Origin of the sequence: Sulfitobacter sabulilitoris (genome assembly GCF_005887615.1) — a bacterium.
GTDB classification, from domain to species: domain Bacteria; phylum Pseudomonadota; class Alphaproteobacteria; order Rhodobacterales; family Rhodobacteraceae; genus Sulfitobacter_E; species Sulfitobacter_E sabulilitoris.
This window is the reverse complement of the sequence record NZ_VANS01000004.1, coordinates 28763-50832: the sequence shown is the minus strand read 5'-3', so window position 1 is coordinate 50832 and position 22070 is coordinate 28763. Positions and strand designations below refer to the sequence as shown.

Sequence of the window (22070 nt, the reverse complement as noted above, 5' to 3'; positions counted from 1 at the left end):
GTCACGGCGCGCCGGTGCCCCGACCGCCGGCGGGGGCCTGTTTCGACGGGCCAGCAACCAAAGGCCCGCGGAACCGCGCGGTCAAAGGCCAGGCTCCTTTTCGCGGCGCCCCGGCACTATGCCGCGCGACTGCATTTCCCTTGCCAACCGTGGGAAATTCACCATGACTTGAGGCACATCGCCGAATTTCGGCGCGCTTGCATGACCCTGACAGGGGGGCTGGCGGACGTGATATTTTTCAAGTTTGGATCCCGGCCGGCAGTACGCGGACGGATCGAGAGGTGTTCGACATCAAAGGGACATCAACCAGCAAAGGCCCGTCCGAGACCGCGTTGCGCGGCGGTATCTGGACGACGGTATCGCGGGTCTTGGTGCAGGTCATCCAGTTCGGGATCTTCATGGTGGCCGTCCGTGTGATGCGGCCCGAGGAATTCGGGATCTTCGCACTGGTCGCGGCACTTATCTTGTTTCTCAACCAGATGGCGACGGCGGGTTGGTCGGAATACATACTGCATTGGAAAGGGGCGGAGGACCGGCTGCGGCAAACCCTCTTTCTTGCGCTGGTCGCCGGTCTTGTCGGATCGGCGCTGGGGGTGTCTTTGTCGTTCTTCGCGCATATGTTTAGCGATGACCCCGTCGTCGCTTGGCTGGCGCGGGTTCTGTCGGCGAGCGTCGTTTTCACCGCGGTCGGGGCAACCTATTCCGGCGTGCTGATATGGCAGGGCAGGATTTCCGTGTCGGCGATCTGCATCCTGACCGGAGAGATGGCCAATTTCGCCGTCGCGGTTACATCGCTTTTGCAGGGTCAGGGCATCATGGCGCTGGCCTATGGCCGACTTGCCGGCGCAATCGTCACCTGCGGCGCATCGATGGCGGCGTCGCACCTGCGGCCGGTCGTCACCACGCAGCTATCCTTGATTGCCGAAATAGCGGTTTTCTCGTGGAATATCATGGCGACACGGCTGCTCGTGACCTTTCGCAGCTACGCGGCGACCCTGATGATCGGCGGTTTCATGGGGCCGGCGGCGGTTGGCATCTATCGCGCCGGGCAGCGCGTTGTCGGCGCTTTCGAAGAAATCCTGAGCGAACCCGCGCGTATCCTGGCATGGAGCCATTTTCGCAAGTTCCATACCACCGCAACCCCGGACCAAGGTTTCGACGAGGCGGCGCGGCGATACTTTCCGATGCTGATCTATTGTGCCGTCCCGCTGTTCACCGGGATTGCGGTGATGGCCGACGATCTGATCCGCGGGATGCTGGGCGCGGACTGGACCGCGGCGGTGCCCGTGGTTCAGGTTCTGGCGATCGCGGCATTTATCCGCGCGTCAAGTTCGGCCTCCACGCCCATCTTGTCGCTGGTGGGCAAGGTCGGCCTGCTGCCACGCTACGTGCTTTTGTACTCACTCATTTCCATCGCGTGCATATCCGTGGGCGCGGTGTTCGGCGTTATCGCGACCGCCCTGTCCGAAGTCATTGCCGCGGTGATCGTGTTCGTCATCAATGCGCGGGTGATGCGCATCCATGCCGATGTGCGATGGCCGGCCATTCTTGCCGGTTGCTGGCCGGTGCTGCCCGCGGTCCTGGCTGCGTTGCCGGTTCCGTACCTGCTGATCGGCACTGGCCCGGTCGCACATCTGCACCCGCTTGTGCGGTTTGTCGGTCTGGGTCTGTGCATGTTGGCAGTCTATGCCCCGGTGATCGCGATTTGTGACAGGTCACTGCGGTCTGCCATCGGGCGCAAGATACGATCATTGGCCGGTTAGCGAACTGTTTCGCGGCGCGGCGGCCTGTCCGCCGCGGATCAGGCTGCGATAAAGCCTTTCACGGCAGAATTGCAGGTTTGCACTTCGGTTTCTGGGTCGGCGGAAATTTGAGCGCGCGGCAGGCGGGACAAAGGATACATCGGCCAGAATCAGCGATGCGCTCCCGGAAAACGGCTTGATTTCGCCCACACACTTATCGGTTGAAAATCATTTGTCTTCGGACGCTGTTTTCTTGCTACTCTCATGGCATGAACAAAGAGGTGTTGCCCCCACTGGAACATCAATCGAAAATTCGCACGAAAACGATGCCCCGGTCCCGTCCCCACCGGCTTCGAGGATCGGTTCTGCGAACGATCGTCGTCGTGGCCTGCGCGGTGTTCTGGGGCGTGGCGATTTGGATGATTCTGGTTTGATAGGGCGCCAGGTGCGTATCTGTCGCCGAAATGGAAACAATCTCGGACGACTGCCTTGAGATTGACACCCTTGGGAAAACTTGTGCGCGGCCACAGTATTTGGTGGCTTTGAGCGCAGCGGCTACAATTTCTGCGGCGTCCGGGGGCGCCGCGACGTATCCGCCAGCAGGATCGAATTCCACCGACCCGGTGAAAGCTGACGCTGGCGCAAAGAAGAGTCGATTTTCGCAAGTCGATGATTTACCCTGAAAAAATTGGATCACGAAATTAGTGTGATTTCAGTTTGGTGGGGGCCGAACTTCCTTTGTAGATATTTTTCGCAGCACTATTTCGTGACTGCACCAAAAGGATTGTGCTCCCCGTTTGCGTGGGGGATGACATGCTTGACGATGCTGCAAGAAACGCGTTGGCGGAATTGCAATATGACGCCGATGCAACTCTGATCGACCAAGTCCTGAACGTCGCCGACATCGTGCCCGATGCCATTGCATTGCGCGGTGGTGGACACAGCTTCACGTATTCCCAAATGGGTGCCGCCGCCGATCGGATTGCCTGGCATCTGATGGCGAATGGCGTCGGGCCGGGCAGCCAAGTCGCCATGATCACCGACCGCACGCTGCATTCCGTGCTCGTGATGGCGGGGATCATGCGCGCCGGGGCGGTATATGTGCCGCTCGATCCGGCCTACGACTCCAAGCAGCTCGGCTATGTCATCGACGACTGCACCCCAGCGTCGATCCTGTGGGATGCGCCCTACGGCAATCTGGCGAAAGGGCTGGCCCCGGCGGGCACGCCCTTGCTGAATATCCAGAACCTGTTGCAAGACGCGCCGGACGCGCGCCCCGGCTTTCCCCGCCGTAGTGGCGACGATCCCTGCTACATCATGTACACCTCGGGATCGACCGGCAAACCCAAGGGTGTCGTGCTGCCCCATCGCGCCATCACGCGGCTGGGGTACGATCAGCCCGTCGGGCAGTTCACGCCCAGTGACGTGTCTCTCGCGAATTCAACGATCGCCTGCGATGCTTCGACGTGGGAAATCTGGGCGCCGCTGCTCAACGGGGCGTCGGTCGCGGTCGTGACCCAAACCAAACCGGCATTGGACGTGCTGGCCCGCGTCATCCGCGACGAACAGGTCACCGTGGCCTTTTTCTATACCGGGCTGGCACACCTGATGATCGAACACCACCTCGATGCGCTTGGTGGGCTGCGGCAATTCAGGGCTGGCGGCGATGTCATGTCCTCCTCTCACATGCGGCGCTTGATGGACACCTACCCAGATGTCGAGATTATCAACGGCTATGGCCCGACCGAAAATTCCGTGTTCACCACCATTCACCTGCTGTGCCGCGCAGATGTTGAGGGCGGCTCGATCCCGATCGGGGTGCCAACGGGGCATTGCGACTGCTTTGTCATCGACGACGACCACGCCGAACTGGGCGATGGAGAGTTGGGCCAGCTTGTTGCGGCGGGGCCGAGCGTGGCGCTGGGATACCTCAATCAACCCGATCGCAGCGCGGTGTCCTTTATCGCCGATCCGCGGCCCGGGCACAGCGGCCTGGTCTATCTGACCGGCGACCTGGTGCGGCGGCGCGATACCGGCATTTACGAATTCTCCGGCCGCGTGGACCGGCAGGTCAAGTTGGGCGGTCGCCGGATCGAGCTGGACGAGGTCGAACATCACCTGCGCGAATTGCCCATGCTGACCGACGCGGCGGTCGCGTTGGTCACCACCCCATCGGGGGATAAGCGGATCGCGTCGTTTCTGAAACCCCAAGGCGGGATGCCTCAGGATCATACCGCGTTCATCCGCGCGGTCATGGCTGCGCTGGCGAACAGCCTGCCCGACGGCATGCTGCCCCGCGTCAATCGCGTCCTGCCCGAGTTCCCCCTGACCGTGAACAGCAAGATCGACCGAAAGGCACTGCTGCGCAGCCTTGAAGAGACCCCGGCCACCCGCGAACCGGACCCACCCGCGCCCAAGGCAACTGTGGCGAAATCCGTCTCGGTCAATGACGTATCGCGCCAGATCGCGACGATTTGGGATCAGTCCCTGAAATGTGGTCCCGTCGCGGACGACATGACATTTTTCGAGGCGGGCGGCACGTCCTTGCAACTGGTCGACGTGCATGCCGAACTCAAGAAACACTTCCGCATCGGTTTCGACATCACCCTCTTGTTCGAGGCACCGAAGCTTGCGCAGCTCTCGGCCCGGCTGGCCGAGATCATAGCGCAGCAAGAGCCCGATCAAGCCCCTGTTCGCGATGCCGCGCCGGACGCGCACCCGACAGGGGTGACGGAGCTTCCCGACGCGGCCATCGCAATCGTGGGCCTGTCGGCCCGTACCCCTGCGTCGGGGTCCATCGCCGAATTCTGGGACCATCTGCGGCAGGGCACGAACCTGATCCGCCCCTTTGCCCCCGACGAACTGGAGGACAGCTTCACCCCGCAAGAACGCGCCGCGGGCAATTATGTCCCGACCCGGCCTCATCTGCCGGACGCCGGCCTTTTCGACGCCAAGTTCTTTTCGATGTACCCGCGCGAAGCGGCGGTCACCGACCCGCAGGCCCGGATCTTCATGGAAATGTGCTACGAGGCCCTGGAGGACAGCGGCCACGACCCCAAACACACCAAGATGAGCACGGGCGTTTTTGCCGGGTCGTCGATGAACACCTACCTGATCCACAACGTGCTGGGAAACCGCGCCGAGGCCGAGGCCTTCACCTCGAACTACCAGACCGGAAAATATTCGGAACTGACCGGCAACCTCGGCGATTGCCTGGCGACGCGCGTGTCGTTCAAGCTGAACCTGCAGGGCCCGGCGATGACGGTGCAGACCGCCTGTTCAACCTCGCTGACGGCTATTTCACAGGCGGTGCTGAACCTGCGGTCAGGCCTGTGCGACATGGCGCTGGCCGGGGGCGTTTCCATCACTTTCCCGCAAAGGCGCGGCTACTTCACCCAAGACGGCGGGCTGGCGTCGGATGACGGCACCTGCCGCCCGTTTGACGCGCAGGCAACGGGCACCGTGTTTTCGCATGGTGGCGGGGTTGTCGTTCTGCGCCGTCTGGCGGACGCGGTCGCGGATGGCGATCAGATCTATGCCGTGATCCGCGGTGTCGGGGTGAACAATGACGGCGCCGACAAGATTTCCTACACCGCGCCCACGGTTCTGGGTCAGGCTGCGGCCATTCGCATGGCCCACGCCGACGCCGGTGTCGCGCCCAAGACGATTTCCTACGTGGAATGCCACGGCACCGCGACTCCGCTGGGCGACCCGATCGAGGTCAGCGGGCTGCGGCAGGCATTCGGCTCCGACCTCGATGAAGGGCAGTGCGCACTCGGCTCTGTCAAAGGCAATATCGGCCATCTGGATGCCGGCGCAGGCGTGGTCAGCGTGATCAAGACGGCGCTGATGATGACGCATCGCGAAATCCCGCCAGTTGCCAATTTCAAGACCCTGAATGACCGGATCGACCTGTCCGGCTCTCCTTTCCGCATTCAGACCGAACTGTCGGACTGGCGCGCGGACGGGCCGCTGCGGGCCGGGGTCAGTTCCTTTGGTGTCGGCGGCACGAACGTGCATGTGGTTCTGGAGGAAGCCCCACCGCAGCGCCGGCGGGAGATACCAGACAACGTTCAGACGGTGGTTCTGTCCGCCAGGACGCCGGACGCGCTGGTGCAGATGCAGACCCGGCTCGCCGATGCGATGGAGGCAAACGATCCGCCGGATCTGTGCGACGTGGCATTCACGCTTCAGGAAGGGCGCAGCGCGTTCGCATACCGACTGGCCGTGGCGGGCACACAGACCGCCGAAGTGGCGGCCAGGCTGCGCCGTGCGCCTGCCGTGCGCAAGCCGGCCCTGTCCGGCACACCGGCGGTTTCGTTCATGTTCCCCGGCCAGGGGTCGCAATATCCCGGCATGGGCAGCGGACTTTACCACAGCGAACCGGAGTTCGCCCGCTGGATCGACGAGGGTGCCGAAATCCTGCGCCCGATCCTTGGGCTCGACGTGAAAACCATGCTGTGCTTTGGCGATTCGTCGGACAAGGACGCGGCGCGCGCGTTGCGCGAGACCCGGTTGACGCAACCGGCGCTTTTCCTCACGCAATATGCCTGCGCAAAGCTGTGGATGGCCCGCGGCGTGGTGCCTGCCGCGATGATCGGGCATTCCGTGGGCGAATTCACCGCCGCCGCGCTGGCGGGTGTGATGAGCTTCGAGACCGGCCTGGGGATCATCGCGACACGTGGTCAACTGATGCAGGACCAGCCCGAAGGCGCTATGCTGTCGGTGCGCGCGCCGCTGGATGTGCTTGAACCGCACCTTGACGCCAGCGTCGATATCGCCGCGCGGAACGCGCCGAAACTGAACGTGGTCGCCGGTGCCTTCGACGCGGTCGCGCAATTGGAAGAGCGTCTCAAGTCGGCGGGCATCGCCTGCGCCCGGCTGCATACCTCGCATGCCTTTCATTCGCGGATGATGGACCCTGTCTGTGACGGCCTGACCGAGGCCCTGGCAGGTATCGCCCTGACCCCGGCGCACATTCCCTATGTCAGTTGTGTCACCGGCACGTGGATCACCCAAGCCGAGTGTACCGATCCGGCCTATTGGGCACGGCAGGCCCGCGCGGCGGTGAACTTTGCCGATGCCGTGACCGAACTCGCCGGGCCGGATCCTGCGATCCTGCTCGAGGTCGGGGCGGGCAATACGCTCAGCGCATTCTGCGCGCAGACCCTGCCGCGCGACGCGCAGGTGGCAATTGTCCAATCGCTGCCCGATCACACCCGACCCGACAGCGACGAGGTGACAATGGCCGAAGGGTTCGGTCGGCTCTGGGCTGCGGGGGCCGAGGTGGCGTGGGACAAGCTGGGCCCGCGTGGCAACCGGCGCGTTTCTCTGCCCACCTATCCCTTCGAGCGAAAGCTTCACTGGATCGACGCACCGGCGCCCGATTTCGCAACCGACCAAGCCACGCCGCCTGCGGCCGCCGTCGCAGCCCCCAATCCCATACGCCAACAGGAGGTTGCCCCAATGGCCGACCCATCGACTGCACCGGTCATCGACCGCACACCCCGACTGATCAGCGACGTGCTGGCGATGCTCAGCGATGTCTCGGGCGAAGACCTCGGTCCCGACGACGCGGGCGCCTCGTTCCTCGATCTGGGTTTCGACTCGTTGTTTCTTGGACAGGTCGCACAAAAGCTGGGATCGGAATACGGAATTGACCTTACGTTTCGCCAGTTGCTTGCGAACTATCCCACCGCAGAGGCGGTCGCGGCCTATCTGGATGCGACCCTGCCGCCCGAAGTCGCCGAGGCCCTGCCCGCCCAGGACGGTGCAGCCCCGACCGGCACCACGGCCGCCGCCCCGGCAGTCGTCCCGGCCGCAGCACCGGTCCCGACAGCACCCGCAACCGCCCCGGTCGGTGCCGACAGCTCCGCCGCCGCCCTGATGCAAGCGCAGATATCCGCGATGCAGTCACTGTTTTCGCAACAACTCCAGACGATTTCAGGGGCCCAGCCCGCCGCAGCGGCGGTTCCTGTTGCGCCGTCACGGGACACTGTCGCGCCATCGCAGGCCGCAGCACCCGTGGCTGCGGCCCCGACCGCACCGACCGACGATGCGCCACGCGAGGACGCAAAGCCGAACTTCTCGATCGGGCGGGCGACCAACGCGAGCGGTGGCGACCTGACGGAGGAGCAATTGCGCTTTGCCCGCGATCTGGCCGATCGCTACAGTGCGCGCAGCCCGAAATCCAAGGCCTATGTGCAAAAATATCGGTCCGTCATGGCCGATCCGCGCACCGCGTCAGGATTTCGCGCGGAGTGGAAGGAACTGGTGTTCCCGATGGTCTGCGACACATCCAAGGGCGCGCACCTGTGGGACATCGACGGCAATCAATACGTCGATCTGGTCAACGGCTTCGGCCAGACCGCCTTTGGCCATTCGCCCGACTTCGTGATCGATGCCGTCACCCGCCAGATGAAACGTGGCTTTGCCATCGGACCGCAAAGCGACCTGGCCGGCCCCGTCGCAGAGCGTTTCGCGCGCTTCGTGGGCCACGAACGCGCCGCGTTCTGCAACACCGGGTCAGAGGCCGTTATGGCGGCGATGCGGATCGCCAGGACCGTGACCGGGCGCGAAAAGATCGTGGTTTTCGGAAACGACTACCACGGCCAGTTCGACGAGGTGCTGGTCAAAGGCAAGAAGCGCGGTGGCGACCCGACCGCCTTGCCGATCGCGCCGGGCATACCCCGGTCCAGCCTGTCGAACATGATCGTGCTGCCCTATGCCGAGCAGGACAGTCTTGACTGGCTGCGCGACAACATCGCGCACGTCGCCGCCGTGGTCGTCGAGCCGGTGCAAAGCCGCCATCCCGATCTGCGCCCCCGCGCCTTTGTGCAGACCATTCGCGACCTGACGCAGGCCGGGGGGGCCGCAATGGTGATGGACGAGGTCGTGACCGGCTTTCGCGTCGGGCCGCGCGGGATGCAGGGGGAATGGGACATTCAGGCCGACATGGCGACCTATGGCAAGGTCATGGGGGGCGGTATGCCCGTGGGAATGCTGGCCGGATCTGCCCGGTTCATGGATGCGCTCGATGGCGGTATGTGGCACTTCGGCGATGCGTCCGTGCCCGAGGCCTCTCCAACCTTCTTTGCGGGTACATTCGTGCGGCATCCGCTGGTGCTTGCCGCGATAGAGGCGACCCTCGACCACATGGAGAGGAACGGCGCCGACCTGTGGCAGGCGACCGCCGCGCTGACCGCAAGCGCCGTGGGCCGGATGAACGACATCCTGGAGCAACGCGGCCTGCCGCGCATGGTCGAGACATACTCAAGTTGGTTCGTCCCGCAGGTCACGGATCAGGACCCGAATGCGGCCCTGTTGTTTCCGTTGATGCGGCTGGGCGGGGTGCATGTGCAGATCGGCTATCCTTGCATCTTCACCACCGCCCATGGCCAGGCAGAGGCAGACAAGGTCGTCGCCGTCTTCGAACAGTCGGTCGATGCGCTGCGCAGCGTGGGCATTCTGGCGTCGGACACCACCGCGGCGTCGGCCACGCGCCCGGCGGAACAGGCGCCGACACGGGACATTCCGCTGACAGAGGCGCAGCGAGAAATCTGGATGACCGCGCAACTGGGCAAGGCGGCCTCGTGCTGCTTTAACGAAAGCGCGTCGATCGAGCTGGACGGACCGCTGGACCGGGATGCACTGCAGCGCGCGTTCGACCGGGTGATCGCGCGGCACGACGGCCTGCGGCAGGTCTTTGACCGCGCCGGCGAAACCTTTGACATCCTCGATCCGTTCTCGCTGCCGCTCGACCTGCACGACCTCGGCAATCACGCCGATGCGGACGCCGCACTGGCCGACCTTCTGGCCCGCGACGCCGCCACCGAGATCGATATCGTCGAAGGCCCGCCACTGCGCGCGTTCTTGGTGCGCAAGGCGACGGACAAGCATGTTCTTGTGATCAATGCGCATCACATCGTCTGCGACGGCTGGTCCTACAACGTAATCGGCAGCGACCTGGCGGCCTGCTATGCGCAGGAGGTGACCGGCACCACGGCAGACCTGCCGCCCGCGCCATCGTTTGCCCGGTACGCGATGGACCGCGCCGGGACCAAGACATCGGACGCCACGCGCAGCTATTGGCAGGCGCAATTCGCCGACCTGCCGGAATTGCCGGACCTTCCGACGGATCGGCCGCGCCCCGCGATGAAGTCCTTTTCCGGATCGACCTGCACGGCGCATATTCCGGGTGACGTGATGCGCGGCGCGCGCAAGGCGGGGGCGGCGCAAGGCTGTACGCTCTTTGCCACGCTCTTTGCCGCGCTGCAGATCGTGATCGGGCGGCTGTCGGGCTCTGACGACATAGTCCTTGGCGTCCCCGCCGGTGGCCAGGCCAATCTTGCCGACAGCGCCCTTGTCGGGCACTGCGTCAATTTCCTGCCGATCCGCAGCACCTGGACCCCCACGGCCTCGGTGGCCGAGACACTGGCGCAGGTGCGCGACCGGGTGATGGATGCCTTCGAGCATCAGGAATACACCTACGGAACACTGGTGCGCGATCTCGACATCGACCGCTCGCTCAACCGGTTGCCGCTGACCGAGATCCAGTTCAACCTCGAACGGCTGGGCGAAAGCGTCGACATGGGGCCGGTGCGCGCGACGATGGCGCCCAATCCCAAGGCCGCGGTCAATTTCGACCTGTTCTTCAACATCGTGGAGCGGCGCGACGGGCTGCGGGTGGATGTCGATTACAATACGGATGTGTTCGACAAGTCCACGGTCGAACGCTGGATCGGCCATCTTGAAACCGTGCTGTCGGAAATGGCCGCGGACACCGCGCGCCCGATTGCGCAGGTTCCGGTCCAGTCCGCCGGGGAACGCGCCTGGATGCTCGAGACGCTGAACGACACCGCTGCCCCGCTGCCCGCGCCGCAAACCGTCGATGCGATGGTGGCGCGCGCCGCCACCGCGCACCCTGATGCCATCGCCATCGAGGACAGCGCGGGCCAGATGACCTATGGCCGGCTTGAGCGGCGCAGCGACGCGATTGCCGCGGCCTTGCAGGCGCAGGGTGTCGGCCGCGACGGCCGCATCGCGGTGGCGGTGCCCCGCTCGGCAGAGGGCATCGCGGCGCTGCTGGCGGTGATGAAGACCGGCAATGCCTATGTGCCGCTCGACGTGACGCAACCGCCGGCAAGACTTCGCATGATCCTTGAGACTGCCGATGTGGCCGCAATCCTGCACGATCACGCCGAACTGCCGGAGTGCGCATCCGGGCTTGGGCTGACCGCGCTCGGGATTGGCGATTGCCCGCAGTCGGGCACGCCCGAGGCCTGCCAGGCGACCGGCGATGCCTCGGCCTACGTGATGTTCACCTCCGGCTCGACCGGCGTCCCGAAAGGGGTCGAGATCAGTCATCGCTCGGTCGTGAACCTGCTTGGATCGATGGCGCAGGAGCCTGGATTTGACCAGAACGACGTTTTGCTGGCCGTGACCACGACGATGTTCGACATCTCCGTGCTCGAGATGTTCTTGCCGCTGACCGTCGGCGGGCGCTGCGTGATCGCCCCGCACGAAGACGTGCTTGACGGCTTTCGGCTGGTCGAGCGTCTGGGCCGGGGCGACATCACCCACATGCAGGCCACCCCCACCCTCTGGGCGATGGCGCTGGAAGCCGGGTTCAAACCCCGCAATGGGCTGACCATGCTGGCCGGTGGCGAGCCTCTGCCGCAGGATCTTGCCGACCGTCTGACGGAGAACGGCGCGGATGTCTGGAATGTCTATGGGCCGACCGAAACCACGATATGGTCCGCGATTGCCCGCATGCGCCCCGGCGACAGCGTGACCATCGGGCATCCGATCGCGAACACCCAACTGCATGTGCTGGGAGAGGCGGATCAGCTTTTGCCGATCGGGGCGGTGGGCGTGCTGAATATCGGTGGCGCCGGACTGGCCAAGGGGTATTTCCGCAACGCGGAACTGACCCGCGCTGCGTTTCGCGACGTGACCCTGAACGGCACGGCCCGGCGTCTGTACAGGACCGGAGATCGCGCGCGGCGGCTGGCCGATGGATCCATCGAAGTGCTCGGCCGCGAGGACGGGCAGGTCAAGCTGCGCGGCTTTCGGATCGAGTTGGGCGAGATCGAAAGCGCCCTGCGCGGGCTGGAGGGGGTCGCGGCGGCGGCTGTTGCGCTGAAACCCACACCGCGCGGCGGCGATCAGCTTGTCGGCTACGTCGTGGCCCGCGGGGGCCGTGATCCGCAGCCCGGCGCCTTGGCCACCGCGGTCGGCGAGGCCCTGCCCGCCTACATGGTGCCGACCGCCTGGGTGTTCCTGAGCAAGCTGCCGTCAAACGCCAATGGCAAGCTGGACCGCAAGGCGCTACCCGATGCCCAGAGTGTCGCCACGATCACCGCGCTGCATACCGCACCGGGCACCGCAACCGAAACCAGGATGGCCGAGATCTGGGAATCCGTTCTGGGGATGGATGGCATCAGCACCTCGCAAACCCTGTTCGCGCTGGGTGCGGATTCGCTGACCGTCTTTCGGATAGCTGCACGGCTGATCGATGCTGGGATGAATCTCGAAGCGCGGCACCTGCTGGAATATCCGTCAATCGCGCGACTGGCCGCCTTTGCCGACAGCCGGCAGGACGATCCGGCGGCACCCAAGAAGCCATCGCTCAAATCCTTTCGGCGCGGGGCGCGGCGCGGGGTGTGAGCCCGGGCGCCAACCCGGCGGCGTCACCCGCCGGTCAGCGGGCCGGCGATCTGGATCCGGCGGCGGACCGAGCCGTTGCCGCCGGGGCCGCCGGGCGCGATTTCGAAATCAACCGTATCGCCCGGCGCCAGTTGCAACGACACCCCCGAAAGCGAAAACCTGTCCGGCGTGATCGTGGCTTGGGAAATCGTCTGCCGATTGTGCCGGATCAGAAGCTGCGAGGCTTCGGTCTTGGGCGATGCTTCCCACCAGCCGCTTACACGGTAGCGCCCGCCCGCCCGCGCGGTGAATCGCTCGATCGCGTGATAGGGCTTGTCGCCGAACCGCGCGGTCGTGATCCAGTCGTCGCGAACGGCCAGCGGTGACAGGTCGGGCGCACCCCGGTAGCTGGTCCAGTCCCAGTCGATGATCTCCAGCGGGACAAGGCCAATGTCGGGCCGCAGCGCATAATAGCTCCAGGGCGGCTGACCATATTGGTACAAGCTGTCGGCGACGATTTCCGAAGCGGCGACCTGCACCTCGATCCCCCGGCCCACGACAATCACGGGGCTGTCCGTCAACCGTGTCACGGGCGCGATGTCTCGCCCGCGTGTGTCGAGAAAGCTCGCCGCGCCCGTGATGGCGACGGTGGCGCCGCTGCCCCAAAGCACATAGGCCTCTCCGCTGGTGCCGAATTCGAACACGCGGACAGTCGCATCGTCGCTGAGCGTGCGGGGCCGACCGAGCGGGATCAGCCGGGTCTGCAACATCTGGAAGGTTTCCGCGGCGGGCTTGCGCGCTTTGCCCCCGCGATCCATCAGGCCCATATTGGGCCACCATTCCTCGTCCAAAAGCGCGTACCAATAGGCCTCCTCCACCCCGGCGGCCGCCAGTTGCGTCACCATCTTGACCATGTAATCGGGCGCATTGTCCGGGTTTTCGAACCAGTTGCCGAATTCGGTCACGTAGATCGGTTTTTCGCCACCGTACTCGCGCATCAAGGCCCGCAGACGCGCCAGATCGCCCATCAGGCTGTCAGGATTGTCGCGGTAGGGATGCACCGAGATCGCATCGCAGGCCACCAAACCGCCACGGCGAAAGAACGACCGGTAGAACCCGATGGCAACGGTGTTCAGGCCCGAGCAGATGATGCCCGCCTGCGGATGGTCCTGTTGCAGCCTTTCCTTTACCGCCCGCACCGTCGCCGCGAAATAGCGCGGCTGATCCGTGGCGAAAGGACCGTTCACGAAATCGCCCGAATTCACCTCGTTGCCGATTTCGATCCGCACCGCATCCGCGCCGTAGTGCGACAGGATGGCGCTGACATAGCGGGCAAAGGCGGCCCGGCCATCCGTGCTGTGTGGTGTCTTTCCCCCATCGTAAAGCGGGTTGGTGTCGTTGATGACGATGAAAGGCATGATGCCGGCCCGGATCAGCGGGTGCATGTACGCATCCGCGACCGAAAAGTCATAGACGCCGGGCGCGGTCTCGACCTCGCTCCAGCCGATTTCATCCCGAACCGCGGGCGCGCCGAGGCGCTTTGCGGTCTCGATCAGGTCGGTTGACCAGCCCTGCTCGAAATGGGTCTGAACGCCCAGGCGAAACGCGTCGACACGGTGCTGCGCGGCCGCACCCGACGCCCATGCCACGATCACCGCGCAGCATGTCGTGGCCAAGGGTCTCATTGCCCGCTCCAATCAAAGACATAACGGTCGCCCGCGACGCTCAGATGGTGAATTCCGGTAATGCCCGGGCGGTCGGCGGGTGTGAAACGCCGGATCAGGCTTTCGTCAAAGGCCGTCGCATCCAGCCGCGAGATTTCCATCAGGTTCAAACCATAGCCGTAAACGCCGAAGCTGTTGTTCTGCGAGGGCCGGAACAGACGACCGTCCTGACGGATGATCGCGCCGGCGTTGCGCGCGTGGTCGGCGCCGATTGCAACGGGGTTGTCGGGATGTGCCACGATGGATGTCAGGTCCGGCCCATCCACGGCAAACAGATAAAGCTCGCTTGAGTGGTCCTGGAACGCATGGTGGTCCGACAGATTCGTCAGCAGCCACCACTGTCCGTCCTGCGCCTTGAACAGGCTTGAATCCGCAAGGTGCTGCCCTTCGAAGGCCGTGGCGTGCAAGACCCAGTCGGTCGGAAAACGCGTTGCGCGCCAGACCTCCAGCCGTTGCGACTGGCAGGTTTCCGGCATCATGTAAATGTCGCCCCCGTCGCGAAACACGAAGGGAAACGACAGGTGATAGGGGCGCGCCAGCGCTGTCACCGGGGTTTCAAGCCCATCCCCGACCAACCGGGCAGCGGCGATCCACCCGTCGCCGTCATCAGCATTCATCGCCTCGTAGAACAGCCAATCAGACCCGTCGTCGTGGAACAGGAAAGGGTCGGCCATCGTATGCGTGAGCGCGGGCAGGCGTGCCGCCGACGTCAGGGACAGGTCCGCCAGCGCGCCCGTGCCGCTGGCAAGGCGCCAATAGACGCGCGCGCGGCCCTGCCGGGTCCGGCTCTCTTCCCTCAGCTTGCGCAGGGCGATCCGTGCAAACTGCGCGGCATAGCCCAGCGACGCGGTGACACCCGGAACCGCAGGCGCGGCCAGGGGCAATGGCGCGGGCCGGTCGGGCGCCCTGCCAGCCGCCAGATCCCACAAGGCGCGCAGCATCAGAAGAACAGATTTTTCCGCGACGAAGGCCCCTGTCAGAACGGCGCCCGGTTTGGGGTTGTAACCCGCACGACGCACCACCCTTGCCGACGGATGATCGGCAGACCGCGCAATGATATCGACGTCAACGGTCTCCGCCCCGTGGATATCCCGCGCCGCCCCGATCCACGAGGGGTCTGCCGCGCCGGAAAAGGTCACGGACCATTCCCCGTGCCCGACTGCCGCCAATTGCCCATCGGACAGCGCGCCGGTACTCAGCGCCAGCGCCAGATCGGCCTGCGCCGGTGCGCGATTGACAAGACTGTCCAGGAGACGTCGCGCCGGGCCCGTGTCATAGGGCCTGATGCGGCGATGCATCAGCGCGCGTTCGCCCGCCAGCACCATCCGCAGTACCGGCGACGGCGCGGGATCGGCGCGTCGGCCCTCTCCTTCGATCTGTCCCACAAAATCGAACCTGGGGTCCGCCGCGATCCTGTCGATCAGGCGGGCCTGCCAGTCCTGAAGGGATTGCCCCCTGGGCGTGACCAGCACGATGCGCACCGCCGCGCGGGCATTTTCAGTCATCGCGACGGTCGGCGGGCACCATCCGCCGGGCCTTGGCATCGAGCACGCCGATGATGCGGTCGAACCCCGAACGCATCAGGACATCGCCATGCCAGCCGTTGACCGGATAGACCGCCGTGTCACTGGCCAGGATACCCGACCACCCCAAAACGCCGTCGCGCGGCACGAGCCCCTGCGACCGGGTGATGAAAAGCGCCGCTTCCCCGTCGTAGGGCGCGAAACGGTAGTCGCGGGTCTGCGCCACCAGCAGGTCCACCGTGTCATCGACAAGCGCCTCGGTTTCGGTGGTGGCCGCCGCCTGACCGGAGCGGGGCAGGAGACGCGCCGCGAAATCGTTCTGCCGCAGCAGATCGATCCAGCCGATCTGGCCCTGAGCTTTAAGTCCCAGGTAGTAGCGCAGGCGCCGCAACCGGATCCGCCAGCGATCCCGCAGTCTGGCATTGGCCGAAAACGCCTGGATCGCTCCGGGTGCCCAGGTGTCTATCATGGCCACCAGTTGCACGGCTTCCCCGCTGTCCTTCAGACGCTGGGCAAGGCGCAGCGCGACCCGGCCATCGACGCACAAACCGCACAGCAAAAGCGGCCGGCCCGCGTATCGCGCGCGGACCACCGCAAGTCCCGCATCCAGTGCCGCGTCAAAGCCCGCGTCCGTCAGCGCCGCAAGGTGATCGCGCCCGGCAACGCCCAAGTTGGCGACCGTGCACTGCGCCGACATGTCCCGCGCCAGCGCCTGATACATGAACGGTTGGTTCATCGTCAGCAGCACCGGTGCGTCGGGGCGCGCGGCGCGCAATTCGATCAATTGCCAGATGGCCTGTGCAGCGGATCGCTCCTGCTGCGGCGCGGGGGCGGAGATCTGTCCCTTGGGAAAGTCCGCCTGCCCGAGCAGCCGCGCCAGCCCCGCCAGCGTCGGATCGCCCAGGAAGGCGTAAATTCCCGGACGGTGATCGAACTGATCCCCGACCTTTGCCAGCATTCGCAGCGCCAGCGCCGAATGCCCGCCCAGATCAAAGAAATTGCCCTCCACCTCGGTCTCCGGAAGGCCCAGGACATCGGCCCAGATCGCCCTGAGCCGGGTCGCCGTCTCGGGGCGTGGGGTGGGGTCAGGCGGCTGTTCGGCCAGCGCCGTCGACGCGGCCAGAACCGCGGGCGCAGGGGCCGACGGCGCGGCGATGTCGCCGATCGGCGTCTCGGCGCGGTGCATCATGGCCTCGAACACCTTGGTCAGCAGATCCGAGAACCGGCGCATCGTGTCCGCATCGAACAGACGGGCGTTGTAGTCGATCACCATACGCCATCCGGCATTGCGCCCGACGATATTGACGTTGAGATCGTAAAGCGTGCCCGGTGAATGCGATTGCACCGACACCAGCTCAAAGGGGCCATAGCCGCGCTCTTTCAGGAACGCCCGCTGCAGATTGAACATCACCGACACCAGCGGGATGCGCAGCGGATCGCGCGGCGGGTTCAAGACCTGTACAAGCTTGTCGAACGGCAGGGTCTGATGGGCCAGCGCCCCGTTGACCACATCGCGGGACGCCTGCGCATGCCGGGCCAACGACCCCCGCGGATCGACGTCGAACCGCAAGACAAGCGGATTGGTGAAAATCCCGATGAGCGGTTCGAGGTCGATGTCGTTGCGGCCCGCGACCTGCACCGCAAAACTGATATCGGTCCGGCCGGAAAACCGCTCGAGCGCGATGCTGAAGGCTGCCGTGCCCAGCGCGAATACGGACGTCTCCAACGCCTTTGCGGTCGCCGCCATGCGCTCTTCGAAATCTGCGGGCAGGTCCGTGGCGCAGGCCTTGGTCTCGGGTTCCTCGGCCACCCTCGGGTGGTCGGCGGGCAGTTCGAAATAGGGCATGCCGTGCAGCGTGCGCACCCAATAGGCCTCTTCTTCGGCCATTGCGCCACTGGCCTCGTATTCGGCCAGCCACATGGCGTAATCGCCGTATTGCAGTTCGAGATCGGGCAGATCCGGCGCGGTGCCCGCGGCCAATGCCGCAAGCCTGGTACCCAATTCGTGCCCCAACACGCCAATGGAATAGCCGTCGAACACCGCGTTGTGCACCGCGATCAACAGCGCCGCGCGCTGCGGTTCGATCTGGATCATTGCAACACGCATCAGGCAGGGCACGCCCAGATCGAAGGGCTCTTCGGCATGTGCCCTGGCGATTTCATTGATTTTTTCGGCCCGCGCGGCTTCGGGAACATTGCGGACATCGACACGGTTCAGCCGGAAATCGACATGATCGACGATCTGCTGAACCGGCTCCCCGTCCCGCTCCATGAAACAGGTCCGCAGGATTTCGTGTCGGGCCACGATCTGGCGGAACGCCGTTTCGACCATTTCGCTGGTTGCGGGCCCCCGCAGTTCCCACCGCACCGCAATGTTCAGCCCGCGGTTTCCGGGGTGGATCTGTTCCATGAACCAGCAGCGTTGTTGAGTGACCGAGGTTGGAAACGACGCAACGACGTTCCCTTCTTGCAAAGCTTTCATTTCAATTCCCTTTCACGCCCCATTGGTCGAAAAAAACCATCGGCAAATCAGGCAATACGGAAAAAATTCGCCGGAAACGGGCGCATGCGCGCAACTGATAATAATACATAGTTTCGCGCCATGCGTCGCGGCGAGTCAAAACAAAATCGAATTCGCCGCGGCCTCCTGTGCCAGTTTCACGCAAAAGGCGAGGCGTCCGGCGGCAAAACCGGTCGGCTTTCGCCTGTCCCGTGCACGAAGCCTACGCACCCCATTGCGCCGATTCGCAGTGCCGGCACGGCAGAGCCGACGTGTGCACACGAAATGGCCTGGCATATGTGCTGGCCTGCGCCACCCTGCCCTTTGGGCTGTCGGTTGATGGCCCGCAACCGTCCACGTCCGGCGCTTTGGTGAATATCAAGCCTGCGGCGGGGTTAAGTTGCTATAGTAAGTAATGAATTTTTTACCCAGCGATTCGTCATGTTTTTGATAGCGAGAAGTCATCCTTTTTTTATCGCCCCGGTGCGCAACTGGGTTTGGGCGGCATGCATGTTGGTCGCGACCCTCGGCGCGGCCATGCCCGCATCGGCGGCAACGTTGGACGCCTACCTGATCAACGTGGGCGACGAGCTTGAGCTTGACATACTGGATGACAACGACCCCCCCCAACGGTTTACGGTAGGCCGCGACGGTGCCGTGCAGTTGCCCTTTATCGGCGGCCTCGAAGTGGTGTCGAACACGGTCAGCGACGCCCGCCGGATGATCCAGGCCGCCTATGTCGATCGAGAGATCTTCGTGGATCCGCTGATTGAATTGTCGATTGCCAGCTTCCGCCCCATCTCGGTGCTGGGCGATGTCAGAACGCCGGGCAACTACGATTACCAGCCCTTCATGACGGCCGAGCAGGCGGTGGGCATGGCCGGCGGACCATCGATTTCAGCGAACAACGAGGAAGCGCGGGTTCTGGAGCGGCGCAGCCTTGAGGGGTCTCTCAATACGATCGAGTTTGATCTCGCTCTGCTGGCCGCGCAATTCGCCCGCGCTCAGGCGCAACTCAAGGGCAACGACAGCGCGGTCTGGACCGACGTGCCGCAGACGATCCGCCCCGGCATAGACCGCGAATTGTTCGATGAACACAGGATCGAGGAAGACAGGATCATCGCCCTTGAGGCGCAGGACGCGACCACCCGCCGCAAGCTGCTGACCGACGCGGTATCGGAGTCGGAAAACCGGATCTCGTTGCTGGAGCAGCAAGAGGTCGTTCTGACCGAGGTGTTGACCATCACCCGAGGCGAGGTCACACGCGTGCGAACGCTGGCCGATCGCGGGTTGATCCCCAAGAACGAGGTCACCACGACCGAACTTCGGGCCTCCCAGGCCGACAACCAGCTTTTGCAGCTGCGCGAAGAACGCTCTGCCGCGCGGGTGCAACTGGCCGAATTGTCCGGGCGATTGTCACAGTTCGACGCCGAACGCGAAAAACAGCTGTTGACCGAACAGCAAAGGTTTCTGAGCGAAATCAAGAAGGCGCTGTCGACGCGCGCATCGCTTCAGGATCGGATGCGCCTGTTGCAGCAATGGATGAACGCAGCCTCCGGATTGCAGACCGAATTGCTGCTGCAATACCAGGTTCGCAGGCGCGATGGCGCGGGGATCAGCACCCTGACCATAACGCCCAGTGACGAATTGTTGCCCGGCGACCTGCTGGTCATCGTCGTGAAATCCCCTGAATCCTTGGACGATAAATGATGAACCGTCCCACGGCCAACAGGCACCCAGGCGGAAGCGACGCACCGGTACATGGCACCGGCGAGGGGCACAACGCGATCCATTCGATCGACCTGATGTATCTCTTTTCCGTGCTACGCTCCAATGCGCGGCTGATCGCGCTGACGACATTTGCCAGCCTTGTCGCCATGTTCGTCTATCTGCAATTCGTACCACCGGTCTTTACCGCCTATTCGCAAGTGATCCTCGACACCCGAAAGGAACGGGTGACGCCGGTCGAGGAGGTCGTGTCAAACCTTGACGTCTCGCAGTCGGTGATGGCCGGCGAGGTGATCACGATCCGGTCCAATGTCCTGATCGGCGAGGTCGTGGATCGGCTTGATCTTGTCGATGCGCCGGAATTCGACCCGCGGCTGCCGCGGCCCGAAAGCGTCGTGTCGTATTTGAAGAGAATCGCGCGTGGTGGCGAAAAACCTCATGTCATCGCGGCGCGCCTGCCGTTTGACACGTTGCGGTCCTGGGTGATCGGCGCGGTGCGTCGCGACCTTGGCGTGTCGCAGATCGGGGTTTCCTATGGCATCGGCATCAGCTTTCGCAGCACCAACCCGAAACTGGCGGCAGAGATCGCGAACGCCGTTGCGGATCAATATATCGAAAGCCAACTTGACGCCAAGATGGCCGCGACACTGCGGGCCAACGCCTGGCTGTCGGACCGCTTGCTGGAGCTGAGCGACCAGGTCGAGACCGCCGACCGGGAGGTCGTGGATTTCAAGGCCAACATGATCGAGATCGCCAATGGCAGCGAGGTGAGCATCAACCAGTTGCTGGCGGAATTGAACACCAAGCTGGTCGGCAGTTCCACCGAGCGCGCCGATGCCGAAGTGCGGCTGAGCCAGGTCGAAATGCTCGAGCAGGCCGGCGGGCTGGGCGCGGTGGCCGATGTCGTGACCTCGCCGCTGCTCGAGACACTTCAGCGGCAGCGCGCCGAACTGGCCGCCGCGCAGGCGCAACTGGCCAGCACGCTGGGGCGAAAGCACCCCGAAATGATACGGATCAGCGCCCAGCTTGGCGATATCGACCGCAGCATCGAGGATGAATTGCGGCGGCGGTTGGAAGCCATGCGCAGCGATGTCATCGTGACGCGAAACCGCGAGGATGCGCTGAGCGAACAAATTGCTGTCGTGTCGCAGCGCGCGGATTCGCTTGCCAAGGCCTCCGTCCGGCTGAGCCAGCTTGAACGCACCGCGCAGGCGACCCGCCTTGTCTATGAAAATTTCCTGTCGCGGTTCAAGGAAACCAGCGCGCAGGCCGATTTTCAGACCCCCGAGGCGCGCGTCATTGGATACGCGTCGGTTCCGGTCGTGCCGTCGGGTCCGCGCAAGACGATCTTCATGCTCTCCGCGATGGTTCTGGGAATGTCAGCGGCAATTGCATTCATATTCTTGCGCAACCTCGTGCATGCGCCGGTATCCACGACCGACGAATTGCGCGCGATCAGCCAGAAACCCAATGTCGCGACCGTTCCCTATGTCCGGACATTCGGCAAATCCTTCAAGTGGTTGCGCAAGGAACTGACCGGGAAGAGCAGGACAAATTACATGGATCACGTGCGCGCCATCCGCACACATCTGTTCGATGTCGCTCGCACAAGGACACCGCGAATAGTCGTTGTCACCTCCTCCGTCCCGAACGAGGGCAAGACCTCCCTGTCTTGCGCGCTGGCCAAGGTGATGATCCAGCCCAAGAAATCGGTCCTGCTGATCGACGCCGACTTGCGGCGACCCGATATCCGCAAGGCGCTTGAGCTGCCGTCCGAGGGGAATTGCCTGGCCAGCTATCTTCAGGGCGGCGAAAAGCTGAAGGATCTGACCGTGCATTCCGATGTGCTTGGCGCGGATGTCATAACGCCCTGCCGGGCGACGCAGGATCCGACGAACCTGCTCCTGTCGCCCTTGTTCGAGGGCCTGCTCAATCGCATGTCGTCGCAGTATGACTATATCGTGGTTAATGCCCCGCCCGTGCTGAACCTCGCGGATTCCGTTTTGCTGGCCAAGCAGGCGGACGCCACGCTGTTTGCAGTTCAGTGCGGCAAGACGCGGGCCTCTGTGGCGCGCGACGCGCTGCGCAGGCTTGAAGAGGGCGGCGTGAACGTTGCCGGCACCGTGCTGACGATGGTGCGCCGCAAGGACGCCGCCTCTCGCGAAGTCGATATGTATTCCTACGGGTACTGACGGAATGGACACGC

The 22070-nt window shown here is 64.2% G+C and carries 7 protein-coding genes; 4 read left to right on the top strand and 3 right to left on the bottom strand.

The features are described 5' to 3' along the window. The first annotated feature begins 281 nt into the window (after positions 1 to 281). On the top strand, positions 282 to 1763 hold the full coding sequence (locus tag FDT80_RS14420; RefSeq protein ID WP_170311882.1) for an oligosaccharide flippase family protein: 1482 nt from the start codon (positions 282 to 284) through the stop codon (positions 1761 to 1763). A 792-nt stretch (positions 1764 to 2555) separates the two neighbouring features. Further along, the gene (locus FDT80_RS14415) at positions 2556 to 12410 is read left to right on the top strand and encodes a non-ribosomal peptide synthetase/type I polyketide synthase (RefSeq protein WP_138663020.1); all 9855 of its coding nucleotides are present in this window, start codon (positions 2556 to 2558) and stop codon (positions 12408 to 12410) included. Positions 12411 to 12433: 23 nt separating this feature from the next. Here the strand turns inward: FDT80_RS14415 and FDT80_RS14410 are convergent, their stop codons facing one another. From FDT80_RS14410 to FDT80_RS14400, 3 genes are read right to left on the bottom strand one after another with little or no spacing between them, the layout of a single operon-like run. After that, positions 12434 to 14074 carry a glycosyl hydrolase gene (locus FDT80_RS14410; protein WP_138663019.1) on the bottom strand — a complete coding sequence of 547 codons (1641 nt, stop codon included), beginning with the start codon at positions 14072 to 14074 and terminating at the stop codon, positions 12434 to 12436. Beyond that, on the bottom strand, positions 14071 to 15618 hold the full coding sequence (locus FDT80_RS14405) for a glucosamine inositolphosphorylceramide transferase family protein (RefSeq protein ID WP_138663018.1): 1548 nt from the start codon (positions 15616 to 15618) through the stop codon (positions 14071 to 14073). The genes FDT80_RS14410 and FDT80_RS14405 overlap by 4 nt, the downstream gene beginning before the upstream one ends. Further along, a complete protein-coding gene (locus FDT80_RS14400) occupies positions 15611 to 18118 on the bottom strand; it encodes a condensation domain-containing protein (protein WP_138663017.1) in 2508 nt (835 codons plus the stop codon). The genes FDT80_RS14405 and FDT80_RS14400 overlap by 8 nt, the downstream gene beginning before the upstream one ends. A gap of 528 nt (positions 18119 to 18646) precedes the next feature. On the opposite strand from FDT80_RS14400, the gene FDT80_RS14395 reads away from it, so the two are divergent. Together FDT80_RS14395 and FDT80_RS14390 are read left to right on the top strand one after the other, a co-directional pair. Then, positions 18647 to 19846 carry a polysaccharide biosynthesis/export family protein gene (locus tag FDT80_RS14395; protein WP_170311881.1) on the top strand — a complete coding sequence of 400 codons (1200 nt, stop codon included), beginning with the start codon at positions 18647 to 18649 and terminating at the stop codon, positions 19844 to 19846. Beyond that, positions 19843 to 22056, top strand: coding sequence for a GumC family protein (locus tag FDT80_RS14390; RefSeq protein WP_138663015.1), 2214 nt, complete (start codon positions 19843 to 19845; stop codon positions 22054 to 22056). Before FDT80_RS14395 ends, FDT80_RS14390 begins: the two co-directional genes overlap by 4 nt. The last annotated feature ends 14 nt before the right edge of the window (positions 22057 to 22070 follow it).

Coding starts and splice junctions, on each gene's coding strand:
- FDT80_RS14395 (WP_170311881.1), top strand. CDS start 18,647: ATGTTGGTCGCGACCCTCGGCGCGGCCATGCCCGCATCGGCGGCAACG.
- FDT80_RS14405 (WP_138663018.1), bottom strand. CDS start 15,618: ATGACTGAAAATGCCCGCGCGGCGGTGCGCATCGTGCTGGTCACGCCC.
- FDT80_RS14415 (WP_138663020.1), top strand. CDS start 2,556: ATGCTTGACGATGCTGCAAGAAACGCGTTGGCGGAATTGCAATATGAC.
- FDT80_RS14400 (WP_138663017.1), bottom strand. CDS start 18,118: ATGAAAGCTTTGCAAGAAGGGAACGTCGTTGCGTCGTTTCCAACCTCG.
- FDT80_RS14390 (WP_138663015.1), top strand. CDS start 19,843: ATGATGAACCGTCCCACGGCCAACAGGCACCCAGGCGGAAGCGACGCA.
- FDT80_RS14410 (WP_138663019.1), bottom strand. CDS start 14,074: ATGAGACCCTTGGCCACGACATGCTGCGCGGTGATCGTGGCATGGGCG.